Origin of the sequence: Streptomyces sporangiiformans, assembly GCF_005768555.2 — a bacterium.
Taxonomy (GTDB): Bacteria; Actinomycetota; Actinomycetes; order Streptomycetales; family Streptomycetaceae; genus Streptomyces; species Streptomyces sporangiiformans.
Genome location: NZ_VCHX02000173.1, coordinates 1 through 20,317, shown reverse-complemented (window position 1 = coordinate 20,317; position 20,317 = coordinate 1). Strand labels below are relative to the sequence as shown.

At 63.2% G+C, this 20,317-nt stretch carries 17 protein-coding genes, 1 tRNA gene and 4 pseudogenes; 10 read left to right on the top strand and 12 right to left on the bottom strand.

Going from position 1 to position 20,317, the window contains the following annotated elements:
• Positions 1 to 145 precede the first annotated feature (145 nt).
• The 3 genes from FGD71_RS50260 to FGD71_RS30020 form a co-directional block, all read right to left on the bottom strand.
• Positions 146 to 613 carry a hypothetical protein gene (locus tag FGD71_RS50260; RefSeq protein WP_420878360.1) on the bottom strand — a complete coding sequence of 156 codons (468 nt, stop codon included), beginning with the start codon at positions 611 to 613 and terminating at the stop codon, positions 146 to 148.
• A gap of 163 nt (positions 614 to 776) precedes the next feature.
• Positions 777 to 1,097: a hypothetical protein gene (locus FGD71_RS30025; RefSeq protein WP_119103688.1), complete on the bottom strand. Its 321-nt coding sequence runs from the start codon at positions 1,095 to 1,097 to the stop codon at positions 777 to 779.
• 546 nt (positions 1,098 to 1,643) lie between these two features.
• Positions 1,644 to 2,876, bottom strand: coding sequence for an N-6 DNA methylase (locus FGD71_RS30020; protein ID WP_162931259.1), 1,233 nt, complete (start codon positions 2,874 to 2,876; stop codon positions 1,644 to 1,646).
• 319 nt (positions 2,877 to 3,195) lie between these two features.
• On the opposite strand from FGD71_RS30020, the gene FGD71_RS30015 reads away from it, so the two are divergent.
• The 4 genes from FGD71_RS30015 (at position 3,196) to FGD71_RS30000 (ending at position 8,232) form a co-directional block, all read left to right on the top strand.
• Positions 3,196 to 5,280: a sensor histidine kinase gene (locus FGD71_RS30015; RefSeq protein ID WP_162931258.1), complete on the top strand. Its 2,085-nt coding sequence runs from the start codon at positions 3,196 to 3,198 to the stop codon at positions 5,278 to 5,280.
• Between the two features lie 44 nt (positions 5,281 to 5,324).
• On the top strand, positions 5,325 to 6,035 hold the full coding sequence (locus FGD71_RS30010; protein WP_140935975.1) for a DNA-binding transcriptional response regulator: 711 nt from the start codon (positions 5,325 to 5,327) through the stop codon (positions 6,033 to 6,035).
• Positions 6,036 to 6,165: 130 nt separating this feature from the next.
• On the top strand, positions 6,166 to 7,101 hold the full coding sequence (locus FGD71_RS30005; protein WP_140935974.1) for a ComEC/Rec2 family competence protein: 936 nt from the start codon (positions 6,166 to 6,168) through the stop codon (positions 7,099 to 7,101).
• 606 nt (positions 7,102 to 7,707) lie between these two features.
• Complete coding sequence (locus FGD71_RS30000; protein WP_140935973.1) at positions 7,708 to 8,232, top strand: hypothetical protein; 525 nt, start codon at positions 7,708 to 7,710, stop codon at positions 8,230 to 8,232.
• A gap of 432 nt (positions 8,233 to 8,664) precedes the next feature.
• Here FGD71_RS30000 and FGD71_RS29995 read toward each other — a convergent pair whose 3' ends face one another.
• Entirely contained in the window at positions 8,665 to 9,243 is a 579-nt protein-coding gene (locus FGD71_RS29995) for a hypothetical protein (RefSeq protein ID WP_140935972.1), read from the bottom strand.
• Positions 9,244 to 9,933: 690 nt separating this feature from the next.
• On the opposite strand from FGD71_RS29995, the gene FGD71_RS29990 reads away from it, so the two are divergent.
• Positions 9,934 to 11,730 (top strand): IS481 family transposase, encoded by a 1,797-nt coding sequence (locus FGD71_RS29990; protein WP_420878363.1) that lies wholly within the window; start codon positions 9,934 to 9,936, stop codon positions 11,728 to 11,730.
• 15 nt (positions 11,731 to 11,745) lie between these two features.
• Here the strand turns inward: FGD71_RS29990 and FGD71_RS29985 are convergent.
• A pseudogene (locus FGD71_RS29985) lies at positions 11,746 to 12,702 on the bottom strand (DUF1152 domain-containing protein); the annotation flags it as partial.
• Between FGD71_RS29985 and FGD71_RS47560 the strand changes: the two are divergent.
• The 3 genes and pseudogenes from FGD71_RS47560 to FGD71_RS29975 all read left to right on the top strand — a co-directional run.
• Positions 12,695 to 12,835 (top strand): annotated as a pseudogene (locus FGD71_RS47560) (tyrosine-type recombinase/integrase); the annotation flags it as partial. The pseudogenes FGD71_RS29985 and FGD71_RS47560 overlap by 8 nt on opposite strands.
• Before the next feature lie 96 nt (positions 12,836 to 12,931).
• A pseudogene (locus tag FGD71_RS29980) lies at positions 12,932 to 13,555 on the top strand (transposase); the annotation flags it as partial.
• Between the two features lie 664 nt (positions 13,556 to 14,219).
• Positions 14,220 to 14,825, top strand: coding sequence for a dihydrofolate reductase family protein (locus tag FGD71_RS29975; protein WP_044577946.1), 606 nt, complete (start codon positions 14,220 to 14,222; stop codon positions 14,823 to 14,825).
• Positions 14,826 to 15,093: 268 nt separating this feature from the next.
• Here FGD71_RS29975 and FGD71_RS29970 read toward each other — a convergent pair whose 3' ends face one another.
• Both FGD71_RS29970 and FGD71_RS29965 read right to left on the bottom strand, forming a co-directional pair.
• Positions 15,094 to 15,939: an SDR family NAD(P)-dependent oxidoreductase gene (locus tag FGD71_RS29970; RefSeq protein WP_119103678.1), complete on the bottom strand. Its 846-nt coding sequence runs from the start codon at positions 15,937 to 15,939 to the stop codon at positions 15,094 to 15,096.
• Between the two features lie 28 nt (positions 15,940 to 15,967).
• Positions 15,968 to 16,366 (bottom strand): PPOX class F420-dependent oxidoreductase, encoded by a 399-nt coding sequence (locus FGD71_RS29965; protein ID WP_119103677.1) that lies wholly within the window; start codon positions 16,364 to 16,366, stop codon positions 15,968 to 15,970.
• 162 nt (positions 16,367 to 16,528) lie between these two features.
• Between FGD71_RS29965 and FGD71_RS29960 the strand changes: the two genes are divergently transcribed.
• Positions 16,529 to 17,068, top strand: coding sequence for a TetR/AcrR family transcriptional regulator (locus FGD71_RS29960; protein ID WP_119103676.1), 540 nt, complete (start codon positions 16,529 to 16,531; stop codon positions 17,066 to 17,068).
• A gap of 84 nt (positions 17,069 to 17,152) precedes the next feature.
• Here the strand turns inward: FGD71_RS29960 and FGD71_RS29955 are convergent, their stop codons facing one another.
• The 3 genes from FGD71_RS29955 to FGD71_RS50250 form a co-directional block, all read right to left on the bottom strand.
• Positions 17,153 to 17,959, bottom strand: a complete 807-nt coding sequence (locus FGD71_RS29955; RefSeq protein WP_420878362.1) for a transposase — start codon at positions 17,957 to 17,959, stop codon at positions 17,153 to 17,155.
• Entirely contained in the window at positions 17,842 to 18,303 is a 462-nt protein-coding gene (locus FGD71_RS50255) for a transposase (RefSeq protein ID WP_162931257.1), read from the bottom strand. Before FGD71_RS50255 ends, FGD71_RS29955 begins: the two co-directional genes overlap by 118 nt.
• A 121-nt stretch (positions 18,304 to 18,424) precedes the next feature.
• Complete coding sequence (locus FGD71_RS50250; RefSeq protein ID WP_420878361.1) at positions 18,425 to 18,628, bottom strand: hypothetical protein; 204 nt, start codon at positions 18,626 to 18,628, stop codon at positions 18,425 to 18,427.
• Between the two features lie 248 nt (positions 18,629 to 18,876).
• On the opposite strand from FGD71_RS50250, the pseudogene FGD71_RS29940 reads away from it, so the two are divergent.
• Positions 18,877 to 19,309: pseudogene (locus FGD71_RS29940) on the top strand (transposase); the annotation flags it as partial.
• Positions 19,310 to 19,460: 151 nt separating this feature from the next.
• Here FGD71_RS29940 and FGD71_RS29935 read toward each other — a convergent pair.
• Positions 19,461 to 19,832: a VOC family protein gene (locus FGD71_RS29935; protein ID WP_119103672.1), complete on the bottom strand. Its 372-nt coding sequence runs from the start codon at positions 19,830 to 19,832 to the stop codon at positions 19,461 to 19,463.
• A gap of 324 nt (positions 19,833 to 20,156) precedes the next feature.
• Positions 20,157 to 20,228, bottom strand: a tRNA-Arg gene (locus tag FGD71_RS29930).
• Positions 20,229 to 20,317 lie beyond the last annotated feature (89 nt).

The following is a 20,317-nucleotide window of genomic DNA, read 5'->3' as shown; positions in this document are numbered from 1 at the left end:
CGTGCCGTGGCATGGACTGAGGATCAGCCGCTTCTGCGACGGCCACTCGGTTGTGAACGTTCGGGACGACCGGGGCCAGGCGACGGATGTTTCGCGTTGGCGACCGTGTCTTGGCGCACGGGCTGTTGGCTGGATGGCGAAGCGGTTACTGCTGTGGCTCGTTCCTCTGCGGGATTCTCGTCCTGCGGAGCGATGAGTTGGCGTTGGCAGTCGGCGAATCGCTCGCGCAGGGATGCGGCTTCGGCCCGCGGTAAGGTCGTAGGCGGCGAATTGCTTGTCGGTGTAGCGCTGGATGCGGGCGAGTGAGTCGGCGAACATGTACGCGGGCCTTGAGGAGGCCGTCGACGTCGATGGCGTCGCGGACCTCGGCCCGGCCGTCCAGTGCGATGGTCTTCCAGGCGGCGACGTCGTCGGGATGCAGGACTGGGCCGAGCTCGGAGGGCACGGGCGGGTTGTTGAGGAACTCGGCGACGAGTTCCACCTTGTTCTGGATACCACTGACGGGATCGGTGTTCAGCCGCGTGTAGGTGTGCTCGGAGTTCTGGTGGGCCAGCTCCACGGTGAAGCCAGCGGCTTCGTAGGCGGCGACGACGCGCTCGGTGGCCGCGGGCATCTCCGCGGTGGCCCGGTTGATCGGGGCGAAGAGGTCGACGTCGTCACTGACCGGTTGACGATCTGATGGGCCTGGACGGCGTAGCCACCTGCCAAGGCGTAACCGAAGTCGTCGGCGAGCGCGTTGAGCCCGATGCGGATCAGTCGGCGGTGCAGTTCGTCCATTACCCCGCGGCCGCCGCAGGTGCGAGTTCGGGGAAGCGGTCCTGCCAGGCCCTCCGGGCCGGAGCGGGCAGGAACAGGTCCGTCCAGTGTCGGCGCAACATATCGGCGCTCAGGTGTGCTCGCAGGTCAACGGTGGACTGGGCCTCGCGGATGACCCGCTCGTACATCAGGAGCAGGTCGGCCGCGTCGGCGAGGTCGTATTCGTAGTGCGGGCCCCAGCCGATGTGCCGGGGCAAGGTCACGGCACCGGAGGTCGGCCCGACCAACTCGTCGAGCGACTCCGGAAGCTCGTAGATCCTGGCTGCGGCGTACCTGCTCATATGCCAGCATCGTAGACCGTCATTGATGGCAAACATGCAGGTCACGGCAGGTATCCTACGGTGCTGGCTCCGCCTTGTGCCGTTTCCGTCCCGCACATGTCCCGCGCGAGGCGACTTCGCGAGATCGGATATTTGGGATTCCATCGGTTTGACACCATAAAGTTGCAGGTCATAGCCCTGTCGGGTCGAGTGGTCATCGCGGAGTGGGCCGTGTGTGTTTTGGCATGCACAAGAACGGCGCTGATCTGCATTTCTGCAGTTCAGCGCCTTGATCCGGAGTGCCCCCGGCAGGATTCGAACCTGCGCACACGGCTCCGGAGGGCCTTTCCACTCAGCCTGTTTTGCCTGGTCAGTGAGCCGTAGCCAGACAACTGAGGGCCAGCGGTCCACGCCTTGTCCGCGGCGCCGGAGCAACCCCAGCGCCCGACCCACGAAGCGTGACACTTTGAGTCCATGCCGCACGGTAGCCGCATATCTCGTCCGCGCTCGGCCAAAGCTCATGTGGCCGCCCGGTCCGACAACTGAACTGCAGTGGGAAGGCCTGTTCTAGGTGATATCTGTCCAAGGGATCTCGCGCACAGCCCCAACTGTGAGATGGCGACATCTAATCCGATTGTCTAGCCATTCGCTTGCGGACTTGCTCGAAAGTACCTTGAGCAGTGTCTGGCAGGATTTGACAGATCCATCTCTTGGCGAGGCAACAATCAGATGATTGTCCACTGCGACCGATTCCTCTCCTGTAACCAGCACGCCCGAGAGCCGAGACTGTTGTTGCGCAGTTGAAGGTCGCGACGTTCTTCGTACCAATACGAAGGGAGGCTCAAATACTCGACGAGAGAATTTACGTCGACGTGCCGGAGTGGAGATTTCGCCAGATGATGGTAGATCCCGCGCTCGAGCAAATGGAAACTCAGGGCCATCTAGGGGATCACGATTATCGACAACTGTGCCAACTCGCACCGAGAAAAAGTCATTTACCGACCGCGAGCTCGCTGCATCAGAACCCCCAATGTTCCACCACTCGTTTGAGTTTTCCAACAATCCTCGGCGAGCAACTTTGGCGCTTAGCAAGAAAACATCTACATCAGCATGCTCGTCAAATTGTCCATAGGTGTCCAACGAACTGCGACTCAGAATCTTGTTCACCTGTGTGCGCCAAGCAGAGTAACGACTGCCGCTCCTCAAGACGTCCGGGAGGATGGCTGTTAGGTGGCTTCCGTCAGCCAAGTGATGTGCTGCTTGATAGGTGAATAGCGCCGCAGCCGAGGTTGGGCGTGATGTCCATGGCCGACTCAAAGGCGATGAAACAACACTGAAGGGCGGATTCAGCACGACGTGGCCCACGAATGATTCTTGGTTTCTTAGCGCCTCAAGCCCGTCTTTAGCAGTAATGTTGGTGAAGTATGTAGATGTATTCGAAATCGGCAATTTACTCTGCGCCTGATATCCATGACGCAATAGGGCGGCGATGAGCAATCTAAACCGTGCCGCTTCCACGAACTCGCTATTTATATCCCAGCCGTGTAGGCGATCAGTCCAGTCTTCGAGTGTCCCCTTCAGCGATTCTTGAATTGGCAACGCCTGCGACGCTGCCAATAGCAGGTCACCGGAACCGCACGCCGGATCAAGGTAGCGTTCCGAACGGGCTCCGGACTTCAACATGTCACTTACACGCTGCTTGAGTGGTGCGGGGGTAAAAAAGGCGCCGACTTGCCGGCGATAGTCGAGCGGCACAAGTCGGCGCAGTTGCTCCGAAGCCTCGCCGTCGACACTGGCCAAGAGGTGATGGTGTTGGACCGACCGACCTGAGGCGACGTCAGTGGTCAGTTCTCGCAGGCGAGTGGTGTACTCGCTATAGCCGTGCGCCCCAGTCATCCCGGACCTACTCCCTGTTGATCTAGTTCACAGCCCTGACGTTGCGCCACTATCGGCCATGAGAGCTTGCTTTGAGTCAGAGATGACCTCCAACGTAGTGCACAGATCTACGCGCAGCACTACGCTGGTTGCGAGGGGTGAGCCGCCGACGCCGTCTCAACGGGCAGCGCTAGCTGTGCTGTTGAGCGCGAGCATGGCCTAAGACGCGGGGGATATGGGGCACATGGGTACAGAACGTCTGCGCTTCGCGCCGGAGATGCTCGCTCGACTCGGCGAGGAACTCATCCCCCATCCGGACCTGGGAATCGTCGAGTTGGCGCGAAACTCCTACGACGCTGACGCAGTCAGCTGCGAAGTCAGCTTGCTGGATGTCGGTGAAATCGGTGGAACCATCGTTGTGACCGACGTTGGCGAGGGGATGACCGCTGAAGATATTAGAGACGGATTTCTAATTCTCGGGCGCTCCGGCAAAGTAGAAGATTCTGTTACGCCCCGCGGTCGGCGAAAGGTCGGTGAGAAAGGGCTCGGCCGACTCGCAGCCTTGAGGCTTGGGCGTGAGGCCGTAGTTCGGACTCGGCCCAAATCGGAAGCAGGAGTCGAGTATGTCGTGCAGATTGACTGGGCTCGGTACGATCAGGCTGCTGCCATCGAGGATGTCGACCTTGAAGTAACCTCCAGGGAAACATCGGAGAAGCCAGGAACGACTATTGAAATCAAGAATCTTCGAGCTCCGCTTGCAGATTCTGATGTGAGGCGACTGGCTCGGTCCCTAGTCATGTTGACCGGCCCTTTCCCCGACAAGGGTGAAGATTTCACTATCACTCTCGACGCGCCAGATTTTGTTGAGCTTCAAAAAGTTGTAGATACAGGCTTTTTTGAAGGTGCCAATTATATGCTGCGGGCAACTCTTGACGAGAATGGTCAAGCAGCAGCGTATCTGCTGGATGGTGCCGGAACCGTACTCGCGTCCGGAGATCATTTTGCTGTCGCGTCAAGTTCCGCGATGGGGAACCATTCTGGATACATGGCTCCTACGGCAGAGCTCGAGATCTGGATGTTCAACCGCACTCGTCCATCCTTTAACGCACAACTGACTCCAGCACTCAGGAAGGCCTATTTGGCCTGGCTCGACGAGGTTGGCGGGGTCCACTTTTATCAGCGAGGATTGCGGGTTCATCCGTATGGAGACCGCGGTTACGACTGGCTGGACATGAACGTCCTGCAGAAGCGGAATCCAGAGGAGCGGCCCGGAACCAATAACTCTGTCGGACGCGTGATGGTTGTTGCTGATAATGGCCAGTTGGTACCGAAGACTGACCGTAGTGGTTTTGTCGAGAATTTCGCCTTTGTGGAACTGAAGGAGTTTGTTCGCGCCTCGCTCGAATGGGCGGCTGATGTACGGCTTGAACGGCGAGATAAGCGGAAGGTCGAAGAAAAGAAGAAAACTCGAGAGAAGGTAAAAGAAACTCGGGATAAGGTTGATGCGGCGCTACGGCTCGTGCCGGAGAGTGTCCGCCCGATGGTTCAACAGGCTGTGCGCGAGGATAGGGCGGCCATGGCCGAGAGGTTGGAGGTCGTAGAGAGCGACCTCATGTTGTATCGCACTCTCAGCACAGTTGGCACTACTACTGCAGTTTTTGCGCATGAGACTCTTCGCCCAGTCGACACCATCGAACAAATGGTTGGGTCCATTGCTCGGCGTGGTGAACGAGAACTGGGTAATGAGCGCTTTGTTTCAGTCCTCGGCGATCCGGTGGACCTCATTCGTAGGTCAGCAGCATCTCTGCACACCTTCGCCGAATTGCCGTTGGAGCTGTTGAAGCAGCGTAAGCGCAAATGGCGGGACGTTGACGTCAACGCGATTGTGCAGGAGATGACGGAAAGTTTCGAACCGTATTTTGCTGAAGCGCAGGTCTCTGTGTCAACGGATCTCGTCCAAGCCCCCTCTGCGGTCGTACGTTCAACCATCGCGTCTATCGAAGCTATCTTGGCCAACTTTCTTGCGAATTCTGTGGCCGCTTTCACGAGTCCTACGTACCAGTCAAGCACTCGAGAAATAATTGTTCGTACCGAGGTTCACCCGGAGGAGGTGACCCTGGGAGTACTGGACTCCGGGCCTGGAATTGTTGGACTGGATAAAGATGACGTATGGAAGCCTGGTAAATCTACCAGGAACGAGGGTACTGGTATGGGGCTTACCATCGTTCGAGACATCGTGCTCGACCTTAAGGGAAAGATCTGGGCAGTCGAGAACGGTGAACTGGGCGGCGCAGAGTTTTACGTCTCATTTCCTCGGATTAACTTGTAAGGTCAATCGAATTCATCGATGTGCACCGCGTAGTTGGGGTAAAAGTGCAGAGCGTTCTTGATACCTTGAGGCCTGGCTCCAAGATCGCAGTGGTAGATGACTCGCTTGATGATATGAGGCGTACTTCTATCCTGTTGGAAGATGCAGAATTTGTACCCATCGCTATCGATCCGACGTACCCAACCCTCCAAGAGCTCCTGGATACAGTTGCTGCTAGGGCCGAGGGACTTGTTTGCGACCACAGGCTGAGTCATTCGGCTACTGCTCCATTTACCGGAGCTCAAGTTGTCGCTGCCAGCAACAAGCGGCGAGTCCCGGCAGTCCTCATCACGGGCTACGCTGACCTCGACGAACAGACCAGTATTCGCAGGTACCGTTCCAGTATCCCTTGCATGCTTAGAAAGCGTTTTGAGCCAGCGGAGATTGAATCAGCACTGACACGAGCTCATCGTGAACAACTGATAGGGCCAGCTCCAGAAAGGGTTGGGCATCGAACGGTCGTTCGGGTGCTACGGGTGGACCGTATCGGGTCTGAGCCGATTGTCGAAGTAATCGTCGTTGCTTGGGACCCTGTCGATGCCGTGATTCTTCCGGCAGACATGATCACTTCGTGTGTGGGCATGACGGAGGATGAACTGCCCGGGAAGCGTTTTATGGCCAGGGTAAATATCCACGCGAGGTCCTCTGAGGAGCTCTTCTTCGAGAATTTCGAATTGGCTCCTGAGGTTCCACGCAGCTGGCTGTCGACGTTCTGAGGGGGTACAGGTCGTGACTAGTAAAGCAGAGCTCCCGAACCAACGGACGTCTGTTGGGCCGGCGGCCCAGATTCTAAACGTCGGGCATGGGAACTGTTCGTTCATCCACGATGGGCCAAGTGGGGTCGTAGTGGATGTGCCAGCTATTATGCCGCTCCTGGAGGCAATGGGCCGCGTTGGCGCGAGCACCGTCGACCATCTCATTCTTTCGCATGCAGACAACGATCACATTAAAGGCGCTGCAGCGCTCATGGCGCACGACGAAGTTGCCGTAAAGGCGTTATGGGCAAATCCAGATTCCACAAAGCTATCCGAAGCCTTCATTGACCTTCTCACTGTGGCAGCCGATCGCCACAAGCGGGGGTTGATTGATGTTCGCACCAATCTCAATGTGGGCGCGAATGGGGCTCTTGATTGTGGAAGAATAGGCGTACGCATCCTTCATCCGGGGATCCTGTGGGCCGGGGTTGGTCCCGCGAAGGGTAAGCACCCTGTTGGGTCTATTACCTCCAACGGTATGTCTGCAGTAGTTCGAATCGAACTGGATGGCAGTCCGGCCGTCTTGCTGCCCGGGGATCTTGATGCCAAAGGTTTCGCTGAAATGCAACGGGTCGGTGTCGATATGACGGCGCCAGTTCTGGTGTTTCCGCACCATGGCGGCCGATCGGGTGCTGCGGATAATAGGGAATTTGCAAGGGAGTTAGCGATAGCCGTTCAGCCGGACCTGGTGATTTTCTCCCACGGGCGATCAAGCTTTTTGAATCCGCGCAAAGAAATTGTAGATGGTATTCGGGACGCGCTGGGGTCCAAGGTGCAGATAGCCTGTACTCAAGTCAGTCGAGCGTGTCACGCATCTTCACTTCCTGCTTCGACCAGTGGCCAGTCAGGAATTTATTCCAGATTTGCTTGTGCAGGATCGCTGAGCATCACTGCAACCAGCAGGGGTATCTCATGGTCTCCGGGGGTGAGGCGGCACAGTGTTACCGTCGATTCTTTGGAATCGCCGATGTGTCGAACGCGGGAACTCGATGCGGACCATAGGATGCTGCAGATAGAAAAGGAGTAGCGTCGCGTGTTAGGTCGGTGGAGTCTCAATGGGCGAGTCAAGTGCTGCCGCCCGAGCTGGGGACGACCCGGACTGCGCGTAGCGGCCGGCGTTCTCCGTGCGGCTGCCAAAGAAGCTGACGGCTATCTAATGGGCCTCGGCAAGGTCCATCTTGGGCAAGCTAGCCAACTGAGCACCGCCTTGTAAGGGCGGGTGTGATCGGCAGCGCAGGCGCCCAGGTCACACCGGCGGTAGCGGCAGCTCAGGCCAGCGAGCATCTCGACTGTGGCGAGCCGTCGTTGACCGTGGTTGACCGCACGATGTGGCCGACTGTGGCACCCGACAGCTTCGTCCCGAAGTAACTCAGATGGAGGCCCGAGCGGGCAAGTGCGTCTCTGACGTGCGGTGGTGGCCCATCAGTGTCTGCGCCTGTTCTGTGCTGTCCGTCGCGGTTGTCACGCTGGTAGACACTCACCGCTGTCGGCCTTGCTCTGGCAGAGCCTCCTGCTTCAGATCTGGAGGATCCGGCCTGTCTGTTGTGGGCAGCACGCAGTAACTCATCGAGCGGACCTGTGTCGTGTGTGGTTGTTTGATCACTGCGACAGTCTTGAGTGTAGGAAACCGACTGTGTCGACCAAGCGGGAGGCAGGGATGGATGCAGATGGGTGGACAGTGATTGTAGCTTTCGCGGCTCTGGCGGTGAGCATAGGCACATGGTTCCACGGCCGGCGGGAGAAGCAGCGCGACCTGTTCCTGTCACTACATGAGCGCCTGACGCATCCGGACCTCCTGAGTGGCCGCCAGATCCTATGGGACGAAATTCGCGGTAGTGGGAATGTTCATGACCTGCTCCAAAGGCCACATGACTACCGGCAAGTTGTTAGCGCCATCGCAATGTTCGACATCCTCGGCCTGTACGTGGCAAAGAGGTACGTGAGCAAGGAGGCGGTACTGCAAGAATGGGGATCAACCTTCGCCAGAACCTACCTCCATGGGGTCCACGTTCTTGATGCTCGCGAGCCAAAGTTCGGCTGGCGACCCTGGCCACACTTCGAGGAGTTCGGTCAGGAGGCTGTCCTCTGGCACGTTCAGATGGAGCGAGGGCACCCCGTAGAAGTTTCTGAGGCTTTCGATAATCGACTTCTCCGGTGATCTTGAAAACCGTCGTGGCGCGAGTCACCGGGGGTCAAATCCCACACCCACCGCGCAGCTTGATGGCCCCTGACCAGGTAAATCGGTCAGGGGCCGTTGTGTCGGGCGTTGCCCGTGGGCGCCTGCCGTTCCCCGCTGTTTCCCGCTCGATCGGGCACGCCTGGGGCACGGTCGCCTACAGCGCTCTCGCTCCGGGCTCAACGTCGCCTGCGTCCCAGGGCGGCCTGCACGGCGTGTTGAACCTGTGGCCTCACCTTTATCAGGTCGATCACCGTAGTGCTCTGACACAGCAAGTCAGCAGCCACGCGGGCTAGCGTTGGCCGCTGCAGTCCGCCTCGGTGCGTGTGCGTTCACCGTTGTTGGTGTCAGGTGCTGATGTCAGGCATCTGCGGTCGCTTGACAAGAGCTGTGCCTTGAGACTGCTTCGGCGAGCTACTCCGGGAGCCTCCGTATGCCGTCGGCACCAATCACCTCCGAGGCCTGCTTGAGGAACGCGTGATAAGCGTCGTACGAAGCGCGATGCACTTCTCCGAGCTGTGCGAGGTCGTCGGGAGCTGGGCTTCGTCCGCCTTCGAAAGCCTGAAGGCACGCCAAGACACGATTTTCGTAGTCATTGAAGGCTCCGCTGATCTGCACAGCGGACCGAGTGATAGCTGGAGGGCCCTCAACGGCCACCTCCGCGTAGCGGCGTTCAAGATCCCCCCACTCGTCCTGTACGGCTCTGTACTCCGTCCGCGCCGCTCCTACTGCTTCAGCCCGGTCGTCCCCCTCGGCGTGTGCGGCCATCTCTAGATGAGTACTGGCGTCGTTCAGCCTCTCGTGCTCTTTGAGAACTGCTGCCGTGTACGCGGTGTAGGCAGCCTTCCGCTGTTCTCTGATGAAACGCGCGTACTCTGCGCTCAGCTGAGAGCGACCTTGAGAGCGTGCGAGTAGGGCTGCAACGATGCCTGCGCCGCCGGTGCCTACCGCACCAACAGTCGCTCCCAGTACAGCCGCAAGTCCTGCATCCATAGCCTGCAGCTTCGCTGATCTTTCGGAGCGCCGTGGGTGGTTGACGAGATAAGGGACCTGCTCGGCGTGGTCATAGCGGGTGTGCGAGATCTTCTGCTCTCCCCCTCACCCACCACTTACCCCAGCTCCCATCCCGTCTGCCGTCGACCCACACACCGTGGAGCGGGCGTGGTTCCTGGCGTCCAGGTGGAGCGCGCAACTGTACGAACGACCTGGACGCCAGGGGCCGCGTCTGCTCGGCTCTGCCTGGGTCGATGGCAGACGGGATGGGAGCGCCCTCGCGCACGCCACTACCCCGCCGGCACTCGCGAACGGCGCCCCCGCCATCTCGGAGCCTGAGCGCCCCCGCCGGAGGCATGCTTTGGCCGCGGTCGTGCTATGCGGTGCTCGACTCATGGCCTCCCGGCCCTATTCACATGTGGGCGCGCGTCGGCGCAGCGCCCGCAGCGCGGGCCGGAGGCATGAGCGCGGAGGGCGGCGGAGCCGGGAAGCGCGCCCGGCGGAGCGGAGCGCAGCCGGGGCTTGAACCCGTAGAGAAAGTTGTAACTCAGTCGCTGGCCTAGGGGCTGTCCGGTCCCGGGTGATGCTTGACAGTTCGGTCCCAGCTGATGGTTGACAGTGGCCGTGTTCGGCTTTTCTGTGCGCGTCGTTGCGGCGTGTGGCGGGAGGCCGGGATTGGCGCTGGTGGAGTTGTCGGTTGTCGAGCAGAGATACCGGGCTGTCCTGGCGGTGCTGGCGGGTGCGACGGTGACGGAGGTCGCCGCCCAGCTGGGCGTCTCCCGGCAGACGGTGAGCGGGTGGAAGTCCCGGTATGAGGCTTCGGGGCTGGCCGGGTTGGTGGACCGTTCACGTAGGCCGGCGTCGTGTCCGCATCAGGCTTCTGCCGAGGTGGAGGCGGCCGTGTGTGAGCTGCGGCGTAAGCATCCTCGGTGGGGTCCGCGGCGGATCGCTCATGTGCTGGAGCCGTCCGGGGCGGTGAGCCCGGTGCCGTCACGGATAACGGTGTATCGGATTCTGGTCAGGCATGGGCTGGTGGAGCCGGGGGTGCGGCGCCGGAAGCGGTCGGATTACAAGCGCTGGCAGCGGGATCGGCCGATGCAGTTGTGGCAGATGGACATCGTCGGCGGGGTGATGCTGGTCAACCCGGTGACCGGTGAACTGACCGAGGCCAAGGTTGTGACGGGTGTGGATGACCACTCCCGGTATTGCGTGATCGCTTCGGTGGTCGAGCAGGCGACGGGACGGGCGGTCTGCGCGGCGTTCGCCCGGGCCTTGCAGGCGTTCGGAGTGCCGGAAGAGGTGCTCACGGACAACGGCAAGCAGTTCACCGACCGGTTCGGGCATGGTGGTGAGGTGTTGTTCGACCGGATCTGCCGGGAGAACGGGATCGCGCACCGGCTCACCCAGCCGGCCTCACCGACCACCACGGGCAAGGTCGAGCGGTTCCATCAGACGCTGCGGCGCGAACTCCTCGACGACTGCGGAGCGTTCGAGAGCATCGAGGAGGCTCAGGCGGCGCTGGATGCGTGGGTTCAGGAGTACAACTCCGTCCGGCCGCATCAGGCCCTGGACATGCAGTCCCCGACGGACCGGTTCACCCCGGTTCCTGAGCAGGAACGGGACGTACTGGGCCTGAAGATCCCCGGAGTGCTTGCACTGGTGCCGCAGCAGCGGACGGCTCCCGCTGCGGTGCCGGGTCCGGTCGAAGCGGCGCCTGCTCCTGTCCCTCTTCCTTTGGTGGTGCAGGTGGACGAGGGCGGGCAGGTGGAGTTCGAGCGGGTGGTGCCCGCGAGTGGGAATCTTCAGGTCGCGGGCAAGCAGTTCTGGCTCGGCCCTTCCCGCTCGGGGCTGACGGTGACGTTCTGGGCCGACACCTCGGTGATCCATCTACTGATCGCCGGGACGCGGATCAAGAGCGTGCGTTCACACCTGTCCGTGGCGGACCTCGCGCAGCTGGCCGCCCGGGGAGGACGTGCGGCCGGAACGGCCCCGCTGCCTGCCGGCGACGCGGCGGCGTTCGAGGTTGACCGGGCCGTGAACAACAGCGGCCTGGTGAATCTGGGCGGGCACCAGGTGCTGGCAGCGGAGATCCTCGGCGGCCGCCAGGTGGGCATCCGGATCGACGACGAGACGCTGTCGTTCTTCGATCTGTCCTCGCGGGAACTGCTGCGGGTGTGGCCCAACCCGCTCACCCTCGATGCGGTGCAGCGTCTGCGGGGACTGCGGCCCGCGGGACCGGCCCCGCGGCCCCGCGTCGAGCCGGTCCGCGTGCAGCGGCGGGTCAGCGCGGTCGGCACGGTCATGGTCTGCCGCCAGAGCGTCTCCCTCGGCCGCCCCTACGCAGGCCAGACCGTGACCGTGCACGTGTCGGACACGACGATCACCGTCGAGCTGGACGGCCAGATCCGGGTTATCCGCCGCACGACCGACGTCCCGGTCCGTAACGTGAAAGCGAACAAGCCCCACAAGGGGTCCTATGTTGTCTAGGCCCACCGTCAAGCATCAGCTGGGATCCGACACGTCGGCTGGGATGTGCCAGAGCGGGGCTTGGTACTGCTCCGGACGGCTGCTCAGCAGCAAAGCCCTGAGGTCCTGGCGCTGCTTGCCGTTGAGGCCAAGGGCCTCGGTGATGCGGCGGAACGTCGTGTGGGTGATTCTGCGGTTGCGGGCTTCGGCTTCGAACTGGTCGAGTTGGCGGAGCGCGGTCTCGGGGTCGAGCTTCTGTTCCGGCTGGGTGCCGAGCCAACTGGCCTTGTTGCGTTCGTAGTCGATCTCCGAGTAGCCGCAGATTTCGCGGCTGTGCTGCTCGGCTTCCTCGAGGGTCTCCGTTGCGAGGATGGCTCGGGCGAGTTCGTTGCGGTTGAGGGCGTTGTCCAAGTCGGCTTCGTGGACGGTGGGGCCTTCGTCGGTGAGCGGCACTGGTAGGCCGGCGTCCCTCACTTCGCACAGACCTCGGACTCCACGGGCCGTAGCCGCGAGCATCGCTGTCGCTTCGGACGGGTGCCATTCCAGAACAGAGCTGACCGGCTCGACGTGCTCGGCTGTGAGCGTCAGGACGGTTGGGCCCATGCGGTCGCGCAAGTCTTCTGCAGGTACTTCGCCGTCCAGGCCGGGACCTGCCACTAGGAGCCTTATGGGCGCGTTGACATGGCAGCATGCGGCCAGCGTGAGGGCGTCAGCCAGTGGGCTGCGAAGTGTGGGCTCGTCGCCCCTGGCCAGGATGTCGCCGCCGACGTCCAGTAGGTCGGTGGACTCGGGGGCCAGGTGCTCGGTGAGTTCTTCGAGCTGGCGGGTGATGCCCTCGGCGCCGTGGTGCGGGTCGATCAGGGCCAAGACGTGCGGCAGTTCGGCGGCGAGGCGAGGGAGTGTCGAGCCTGCCGGTACGATCGGCCTTGCGTCGGCAGGTACGGCCTGGACGCTTCGGGTGAGGGGCTGGAAGCCGGTGAAATTGGCCGGTCCGGACCCGACAGAGGTCGCCGAGCGCGCGGGCAACAGCGTCGAGGTCCTGCTGAGCCGCTACGCCAAGTGCATCGACGGTCGGCAGGAGATCGCCAACCGCAAGATCGAAGAGCTGCTGCGCGAGTACGAGTGACCGCGCGTGAGTAGCGTGTGAGCCGCGCCAGGCTTCGGGCCCCTGGACTCGCTTAGGTTCTAGTGGTCGTTGCAACACCCCAGTTCAGGGGATGCAATGGACTTCGAGATCCGGGTGAGCCGGAGGCCGCAGGGACCCAGGCAACTGGTCCAGGAGCGGGAGGCATACTTCCGGCTTGTGGATCAAGGAATGGGTTACGCCAAGGCCGCCCAGGTCATTGGCATCAACGTCCGGACCGGCAAGCGATGGCGGAACGGACGCGGCGCCTCGGGCAAGAACAAGGCGGCACCACCGGTCAACGCGGTGGTGCCGCCGCCTGTTGAGGCCAGCCCGCCCGTCCCCTCGCGCTACCTGGGTGAGACGGACCGCATCCACATCGCCGACGGGCTGCGGGAAAGGGCCACCGTCCGGGCCATCGCGGCCGAGCTGGGCCGCAGCCCGTCGACCATCAGCCGGGAGATACACCGCAACCGGCACCCCACGAACGGTCAGTACCGGCCTCACGCCGCCCAGGCCCGCGCCGTCGCCCGCCGGCCCCGCCCCAAGCCCGGCAAGATCGGCCAGAACCCGGAACTGCGGGACTTCATCCAGGACCACCTGACCCTGCGCTGGAGCCCCGAGCAGATCTGCCACGCTCTGCGCAGAAGCTTTGCCGACCGGCCGGAGATGCACGTGACCCACGAGACCATCTACCAGGCCCTCTACGTCCAAGGCCGGGGTGATGGCGCTCTTTGAGGCCACCCCCTGCTCAGGGGTGTCCCCACACCTGCTCGCGATTCCCCAGCTGTGGAATGACCTCCTGGGGCAGGGGCCCGTTTGTCCTCGGCCGATGATTAGGTCTGGTTCGCGATCCGGCGGCCGAGCTGTTCGAGGAACTCCTGCAAGCTGGACGCGGTGACCTCGAAGTCGTCAAACCAGGAGGCCGTGGTGGACTTCTAGACTTGTCCGCCGGCTCCGATCGCGAACAGATGGCCCCGCCGTCGCTGGCGAAGACCAGCGCGATCGGGTCGCCGTCGATCGGAGCGGGGCCGTACTCACGGAAGTGCTCCGCCGCCGTCGCAGGTGAGTGGATGAAGTACCCGCTGTCGACGTCGGGCAGCGAGGCCTCACCGATCACCCAGGAGAGCGTGGTTGGCCGTTTCGCGGGTGGGGCTGAGCTGGGGCTTTGACAGAACTCAAACCGCCGTTCCCAATCGCGTGGAGATCATTACCAGACTGCGTGCATAGTGCAATCATGTAGGCCTCCGGCCCTCCGAAGCAGTGCCGCTCCGCCGACCTGATCGGCTGCAGCGTCATGGGTTTTCTCGTTACTCCACAGCGCGGCCGATGAGTTTGTGGCTCCCGGCCGGTCCAAGCTCATGACACCCTAGGAAAGGACACCGCCATGTCGGAGCTTCTCGTCGACTTCATCACCTCCCTCGACGGCCACGCATCGGGAGAGGGATGGCCCGGGTTCTGGGGCCTTGAGGGCCCGGAGTACCTCGCATGGCTCGGCGAGCAGCCCGAGGCCACCTACCTGATGGGAGCGAACACCTACCGTCTGATGTCGGGCTTCGCCGCAGGCGAGGTCCCGAATGGCCAAGACGAGTTCAGGCCCGAAGAAGAGGCGTCCGTCGACGAGCTCACGCAAGCGTCCAAGGTGGTGTTCTCCTCCTCACTCGAGGAGCCACTGACGTGGGCCAACTCCACGCTCGTCCGCGACGACGCCGTCGAGGCGGTCCGCGCCATGAAGTCGAGTGGCTCGGGGCTCCTCAGCACGATCGGCAGCCTCAGCCTGTGCCGGTCCCTGCTACGAGCCGGACTCGTCGACCGCTTCCGGGTCGTGATGTTCCCGGTGATCACCGGGGCCACGGGCGAAGAACGCATCTACGACGGCTATCCGGATGTTGCCCTCGAGATGATCGAGCACCGCACCTTCGACGGCCGCATCCAGCTGGTCGAGTACAAGCCCCGCGTGCTCGAGCACCCGCCGCTCGGCGTCCCTGCGTGACGCCGCCCCGTCCGCCGGTCTGGACGGCCGCCAGACCGGCGCCGGCGGCTTCGGTCGCTGGGCCCTCACACGCGCTCTTCACTCCCCACATTCCCCACACGCTTCAAGACGCAACGAAGTGGAGGGAAGAGCGTCCCTGGCAGATTTCAAGGCTCTGTCTGCGGTTCCGTGAATCGACAGGTAACTTCGCTTCGCCCAGTGGACGAGAGTGGCACTCGGAAGGCTGGCCGGAGGATCAGTAAGTGTGGATGAGCTGAGGTCTGCTGTCTCAGCCTCTCGGCGTCCTTGCTGCTGAAGCAGCCAACAACTTCTGGGTGTGCTGGTGCAGCCGCCGTGCTTCCTCGATGGTGAACCCGGGCCCGTGTGGACTGAGCGGCTCGCCCTGCACAAAGGCGCTGAGCGGTGTGGTGGGCGGGTCGTCCAGCACTTTGAGGATCGGCGTTATGGCCTCCTCGACCGACTGGGCGGACCGGCGGATGACCTCGATGTGCGCCATGATGTCCGAGGCGTACTGCCCTGAGAAGCTGGTGTTGACCGTTCCTGGGTTGAGCAGCACATACCGCACGTTGGTGTCCGGTCGGCGGTCCGCGAAGTCGACGCCGAGCAGGTCATTGAGCCGACCGCCTTGCATGAGCGCCCGTTGCCCGTCGTACTCCCGGGCGAGTTGCAGGTCTTCCCAATGGATTTGAGCCTGGCCGCCGGGGCCCGCGACGTTGAGGATGACTGGGGTGTCGGCGGCTTCGAGCAGGTCCACCAGCCCATGGCTCAGCACGAAGCGGCTCAGGTAGAAGTGCGCGAAGGTGTTCTCGAAGCCTTCGGCCGTGACCAGGCGGGTGGTCCGAAAATGCCGGGCGCACAGCACCAGGGTGTCAACCCTCGCAAAAGACGACCGGACGCTGTCAGCCGCTGCTCTGGTCTCGGCTATCAGGCTGAGGTCGGCATTTACGAAGTGCGCTCGCTCGGCCGCACCTCGTTGCCGCGCGGCGTCCAGCCATGCCTTGCCCTTCTCCGCGTTGCGTCCGACGACCACTACCTCGTGTCCTCTGTCCAGGTAGTGGTGGGCGACGGCCTTGCCGATTCCGTCCGTGCCGCCGGTGATGACGTGGGTCTTCATCGCCCTGCTCCTTCGTCGTTGCGGCGACTCACAGGAACCGGGTCGCGATCTTTTCCGGGGTGACGTGGATGGTGACCAGTTCCGGGAGCGTGGCGTACGACTGCGGGTTGTGTTCGGCGTAGGTCTTGCCGGTGTACTTGACCGCCAGTTCGTCCATGCGTTCGCGGGCGCCCACGCTTTCGAATCGGGCGGTGCCGCTGATCACCGCGTATCCGTAGGGATCGTCAGGCGGGTTGACTGTCACGCTGAGCCGAGGGTCGCGCCGCAGATTGCGCACTTTGACCTTGGCCACGCCGGTCACGAAGAGCAGGTTGTCTCCCTGCCTGCCTACCCAGACCACGGACTGGTGCGGACTGCCGTCGGGCTGCAGGGTCGCCACGGTGACGAAGACCCTGGAGTCGAGGACTTCCTTTAACTTCTCGGACATGTGGACCGGGCTCACGTATGACTCCTGGGGTGAGATGACCTGACGACAGGCACGCTGAACCGACGAAGAGCCACAACTATGTGACATTTGATTGGTGATTTGCAATATCCATGTGCCATCAACTGGGTGATCAGCCTCACTCTTGCGTATGCTTCGGTCACGATGAGAGCTGACGCGGCACGCAACCTGGACGCGGTCCTGCAGACCGGAGCACGTCTGCTGGCACACGACCCGAGCACGAGCATCGCGGCGATCGCAGCGGCAGCGGGCCTCGACCGACGTACCGTCTACCGCCGCTTCAAGACCCGCGAGGCACTGATGACCGCCGTCTACGCGGCCAAGCTCGACGCCTGCGAGAAGGTCGTCGCCCAGGCACGGCTGACCGAGGCCCCCGTGGCGGTGGCACTGCACCGGTACGCGGAGGGCATCGTCACCGTCAGCAGGCGGTGGCCCGTGGACGTCCAACAGGTGCACGACGAAGCGATGGCCGCCCGCCTCCAGCGACTGCTCGAGCAACTCGACGCCTTCATGGACCGCGCGGTCCGCGAGGGTGTCATCCGGCCCGGTCTTCCTGACCGCTGGGCCCGCTCCCTACTCGTCCACCTCACCAACATTGCCGCACACGAGATGCCGGAGCTGTCCCCCGCCCAGGGAGCCGACATGGTGGCCCAGTCCCTGATCACCGGACTCGGCGCCACCTGACGCGGCCGGCCCAGCCACGGCCGACCGGTTCACGGACGCGGGATCAGCCGACCAGCCGGGCCACCCCGAGCGCCGGATGACCATTCAGAGGCTGCGACCGGAGTCGGGTGAAGGCCATGGCTGGATGAGGATCCGGGTCCGGAGGAGTTCGAACGAGGCCCTGCCGTACATGGCCCGCTTGAGCGTTTTCACCCGGTTCACGTGGCCCTCTACAACTCCTGAACTCCACGGGAGGGTGAGGCCAGCGGTGACGGCGTCGAGGTCCTGGCGAAAGAAGCCCGCGAAGCCCTGCATCGGCTTCGGGGCGTCCTGTTCGGCCTGGCGGATCCACTCCAGCAACAGGTATCCACGCCGGTGACGGACGAGATCGGCGAACGCCCGGGCGAGATCGCACGCCCGGGTGATGTACGGGCAAGCGAGCCGGACCTCCAGGAGCCTCCGGTCCTGGCTGTCGGTCAGGGTCTCGCGGGGGCGCATGATCCATGAGGTGATCTTGCGCGGGCTGGGGATGTCGGCCCGGACCGGTTCGGCGGTGCCTGCCCGCAGGGCGGCGAGATGTTTGCGGACGACCTGGCGGCTGCCCTGGTAGCCGCGCGCCTGGATTTCCAGGAAGAGGCGGGTGCCGCTGACCTGGCCCTGGGTCTCGGTGAAGCGCGCGTTGAGGTATGCCTTGAACGGCTCCAGCGCGCCGTTGGGGCGGCGGTCGCGGGCGGAGACCAGCAGTTCATCGAGGGCAGTGTCACGGAAGCGGCGCACGGTCTTGCGGTCGAGGTTCAGCCGTCGGGCGATCGCGCTGATCGTCCAGCACTTCTCCACGAGACGATGGATGTCCTCGTAGCGGTGGCGGGTCCGCTCGATGATCTGTGTGCGGGGCAGTTCCGGCACCGGTATCTGCATCGGGACTGGTTCCGGAACCGTCGGCGGATCCTCCGGTTCGGCGTGTTTACGCAGGCAGTCGCGGTGCTGATGGCAGGTCTTCTCCACTGCGGCGGACAGGTTCTGCAGCAAATGCCACCGGTCCGCGACCTCCAGGGCATCGGGGCGGCTTCTTTGATCGCCTTGGTGTAGGCGGTGGCCCGGTCGCGGCAGATGATCTCCGCGCCGGGATGGTCCTTGAGCCAGGCCGCGAACGTTTCCGAGGTGCGGTCGGGCAACACGTCCACGACCCGGCCGGCCTCGACATCAACCAGCACGGTGCCGTAGGTGCAGCCCTTGCGGAAGGCGAACTCGTCCACCCCGAGCACCCGCGGAGCCCGCTCCGGCACCGGCGGCGCCTCCAACAGCCCCAGCAGCCGACTCCGGCCCGCCGCCAGCCGTATCCTTCGGCACAGCCGCTCACCAGCACGACCGCCCAGCTCAGCTGCGATCGACCGCAGCCAGCCCGTCAGGCCGACGCTCGACCGGCGGTGCCGTTCGGTCAGACCACCGACCTGCTCCACGAATGTGCGGCGGGCACAGCTCCTGCTGGTCGCAGAAGTACCGCCGCACCCGGAGCCGGACCATGACCCGCCGGTCACCCAACGGCCGCTCATCCAAGGTGCGTTGGTACGAGCTGTGCACCCGGCTCGCCCGCTTCCGGCAGTCCGGACACCGGCCCGGCTGACCGGTGGCTATCGCCTCCACCACCAGACCGGCCGAGGAGTCGCTGACGTGCTCCACTCGCACACCGATCCCTGGGAACAGCAAATCCTCGACAGTCTTGCTCGCCACGGCAGGAAACACCCTGCCGAAACGATCCCCCGTTCCCCTCGCTGAGCGGGGGATTCACGGAACTGCGGCCAGAGCCGATTTCAGAGATCCTCATCAGCGGTGAACTCAGACGCGAGCTGACCCGGTCGCTACGAACCGGACGGGCCATGCGCAGGCCCCACCGTCACGCCGCCAAGCGGCAGCCGCGCTACTCGCACCCCATGGTGATGATCAGTGAACGGCCCGCCGAAGCGGCCGACCGGGCCGTCCCCGGCCACTGGGAAGCTGGTCGAACGCAGCACCCGCTACCTGCTGCTCGTCCACCTGCCCACCGACCACAGTGCCCCGGCCGTCCGCAATGCTCTGGTCGACACGATCAAGTCCCTCCCTCCGCACCTGAAGTGGTCCCTCACCTGGGACCAGGGCAGCGACCTGTCCGCCCACCCCCGCGAAGACCTCGACGCCGTCGCCGCCGAACTCAACAACCGCCCACGCAAGATGCTCGGCTGGGAAACCCCAGCCGAGCGTCTGTCTAAACTGCTCGCAGCTTGATCAACTCACCGCGTGTTGCGACGACCCATTGAATCCGCCCTCGTCCGGGGGCCTTCTGTCCTGTCTCCGCGATGTGTAGGTAGTCCCGCTCTTCTGTAGGCACGTGCGGCTGGGGCCCGGTCATGTGTAGGCAAGCCCCCTGAACCCCCAGTCAGCCTCGGCAAATGCAGAAGGGATGACCAGCCGGATCAGTGAGGACCCGCGCCCTGGCGGCCTCATGAGGCTGGTGATCCGGCTTACCCGCGCCCAGCTCCAGCAGCCGGGCCTCGGCCTCGTCCAGATCCACGACGTCGAAGCAAAGGTGCAGCTGCTGGGGAACGGTCTGGTCAGGCCAGCGCGGAGCCCGGTAGTCGTCGACCCGTTGAAAACCGATGAAGAGCCCGTCCTCACGGTTGAGACCTGCGAAGTCGGCATCCGACTTCGGGTGGGGTTCGAAGCCGGTGGCCTGCTGATAGAACGCCGCCAAGGCCATTGGATCAGGGCAGTCGAGCGTTATCGCAACCAACTTCATCTGCAGGGACATGGCGCCTCCGGGCCGACCAGTGGACTTCCGCGACGAACACCCTGGATGCGGCTGCCTACGGTTGAGCGGGAGACCGGCCGCCGAGCTGTCCCACTCAACCGTAGGCACCGCAGGTCAGAACCTCGCCCTGCCCACAGTTGTCTGGGACAGGACACCTTCGCCATTCGTGAGGCTGCCCAGGGAAGATGCCTCAAGATCCTGTCCACGAATAGTCCACAGGGGCCGACGTAGAGCCGCTCAGGGCCGCATACGCCTGCACAAACACAAAGACCCCGCACTCAGCGAACTCGCTGGTCACGGGGTCTTTAGGCACCTCATACAGGGTGCCCCCGGCAGGATTCGAACCTGCGCACACGGCTCCGGAGGCCGTTGCTCTATCCCCTGAGCTACGGGGGCGTGTCGGTCCGCTGTGTGTGCGGCGACGGGTAGAACCCTACCAGCTCTTTTGGGGGTGGCATGAACGGGTTTTGAGGGGTGGGGGAGTG

What these genes read in the sequence shown, in the direction of transcription:
- FGD71_RS50260 (WP_420878360.1), bottom strand. Translation starts at nt 613, where the DNA reads ATGCCCGCGGCCACCGAGCGCGTCGTCGCCGCCTACGAAGCCGCTGGC.
- FGD71_RS30025 (WP_119103688.1), bottom strand. Translation starts at nt 1,097, where the DNA reads ATGAGCAGGTACGCCGCAGCCAGGATCTACGAGCTTCCGGAGTCGCTC.
- FGD71_RS30015 (WP_162931258.1), top strand. Translation starts at nt 3,196, where the DNA reads ATGGGTACAGAACGTCTGCGCTTCGCGCCGGAGATGCTCGCTCGACTC.
- FGD71_RS29995 (WP_140935972.1), bottom strand. Translation starts at nt 9,243, where the DNA reads ATGGATGCAGGACTTGCGGCTGTACTGGGAGCGACTGTTGGTGCGGTA.
- FGD71_RS29975 (WP_044577946.1), top strand. Translation starts at nt 14,220, where the DNA reads ATGTCGGAGCTTCTCGTCGACTTCATCACCTCCCTCGACGGCCACGCA.
- FGD71_RS29970 (WP_119103678.1), bottom strand. Translation starts at nt 15,939, where the DNA reads ATGAAGACCCACGTCATCACCGGCGGCACGGACGGAATCGGCAAGGCC.
- FGD71_RS29965 (WP_119103677.1), bottom strand. Translation starts at nt 16,366, where the DNA reads ATGTCCGAGAAGTTAAAGGAAGTCCTCGACTCCAGGGTCTTCGTCACC.
- FGD71_RS29960 (WP_119103676.1), top strand. Translation starts at nt 16,529, where the DNA reads ATGAGAGCTGACGCGGCACGCAACCTGGACGCGGTCCTGCAGACCGGA.
- FGD71_RS29935 (WP_119103672.1), bottom strand. Translation starts at nt 19,832, where the DNA reads ATGTCCCTGCAGATGAAGTTGGTTGCGATAACGCTCGACTGCCCTGAT.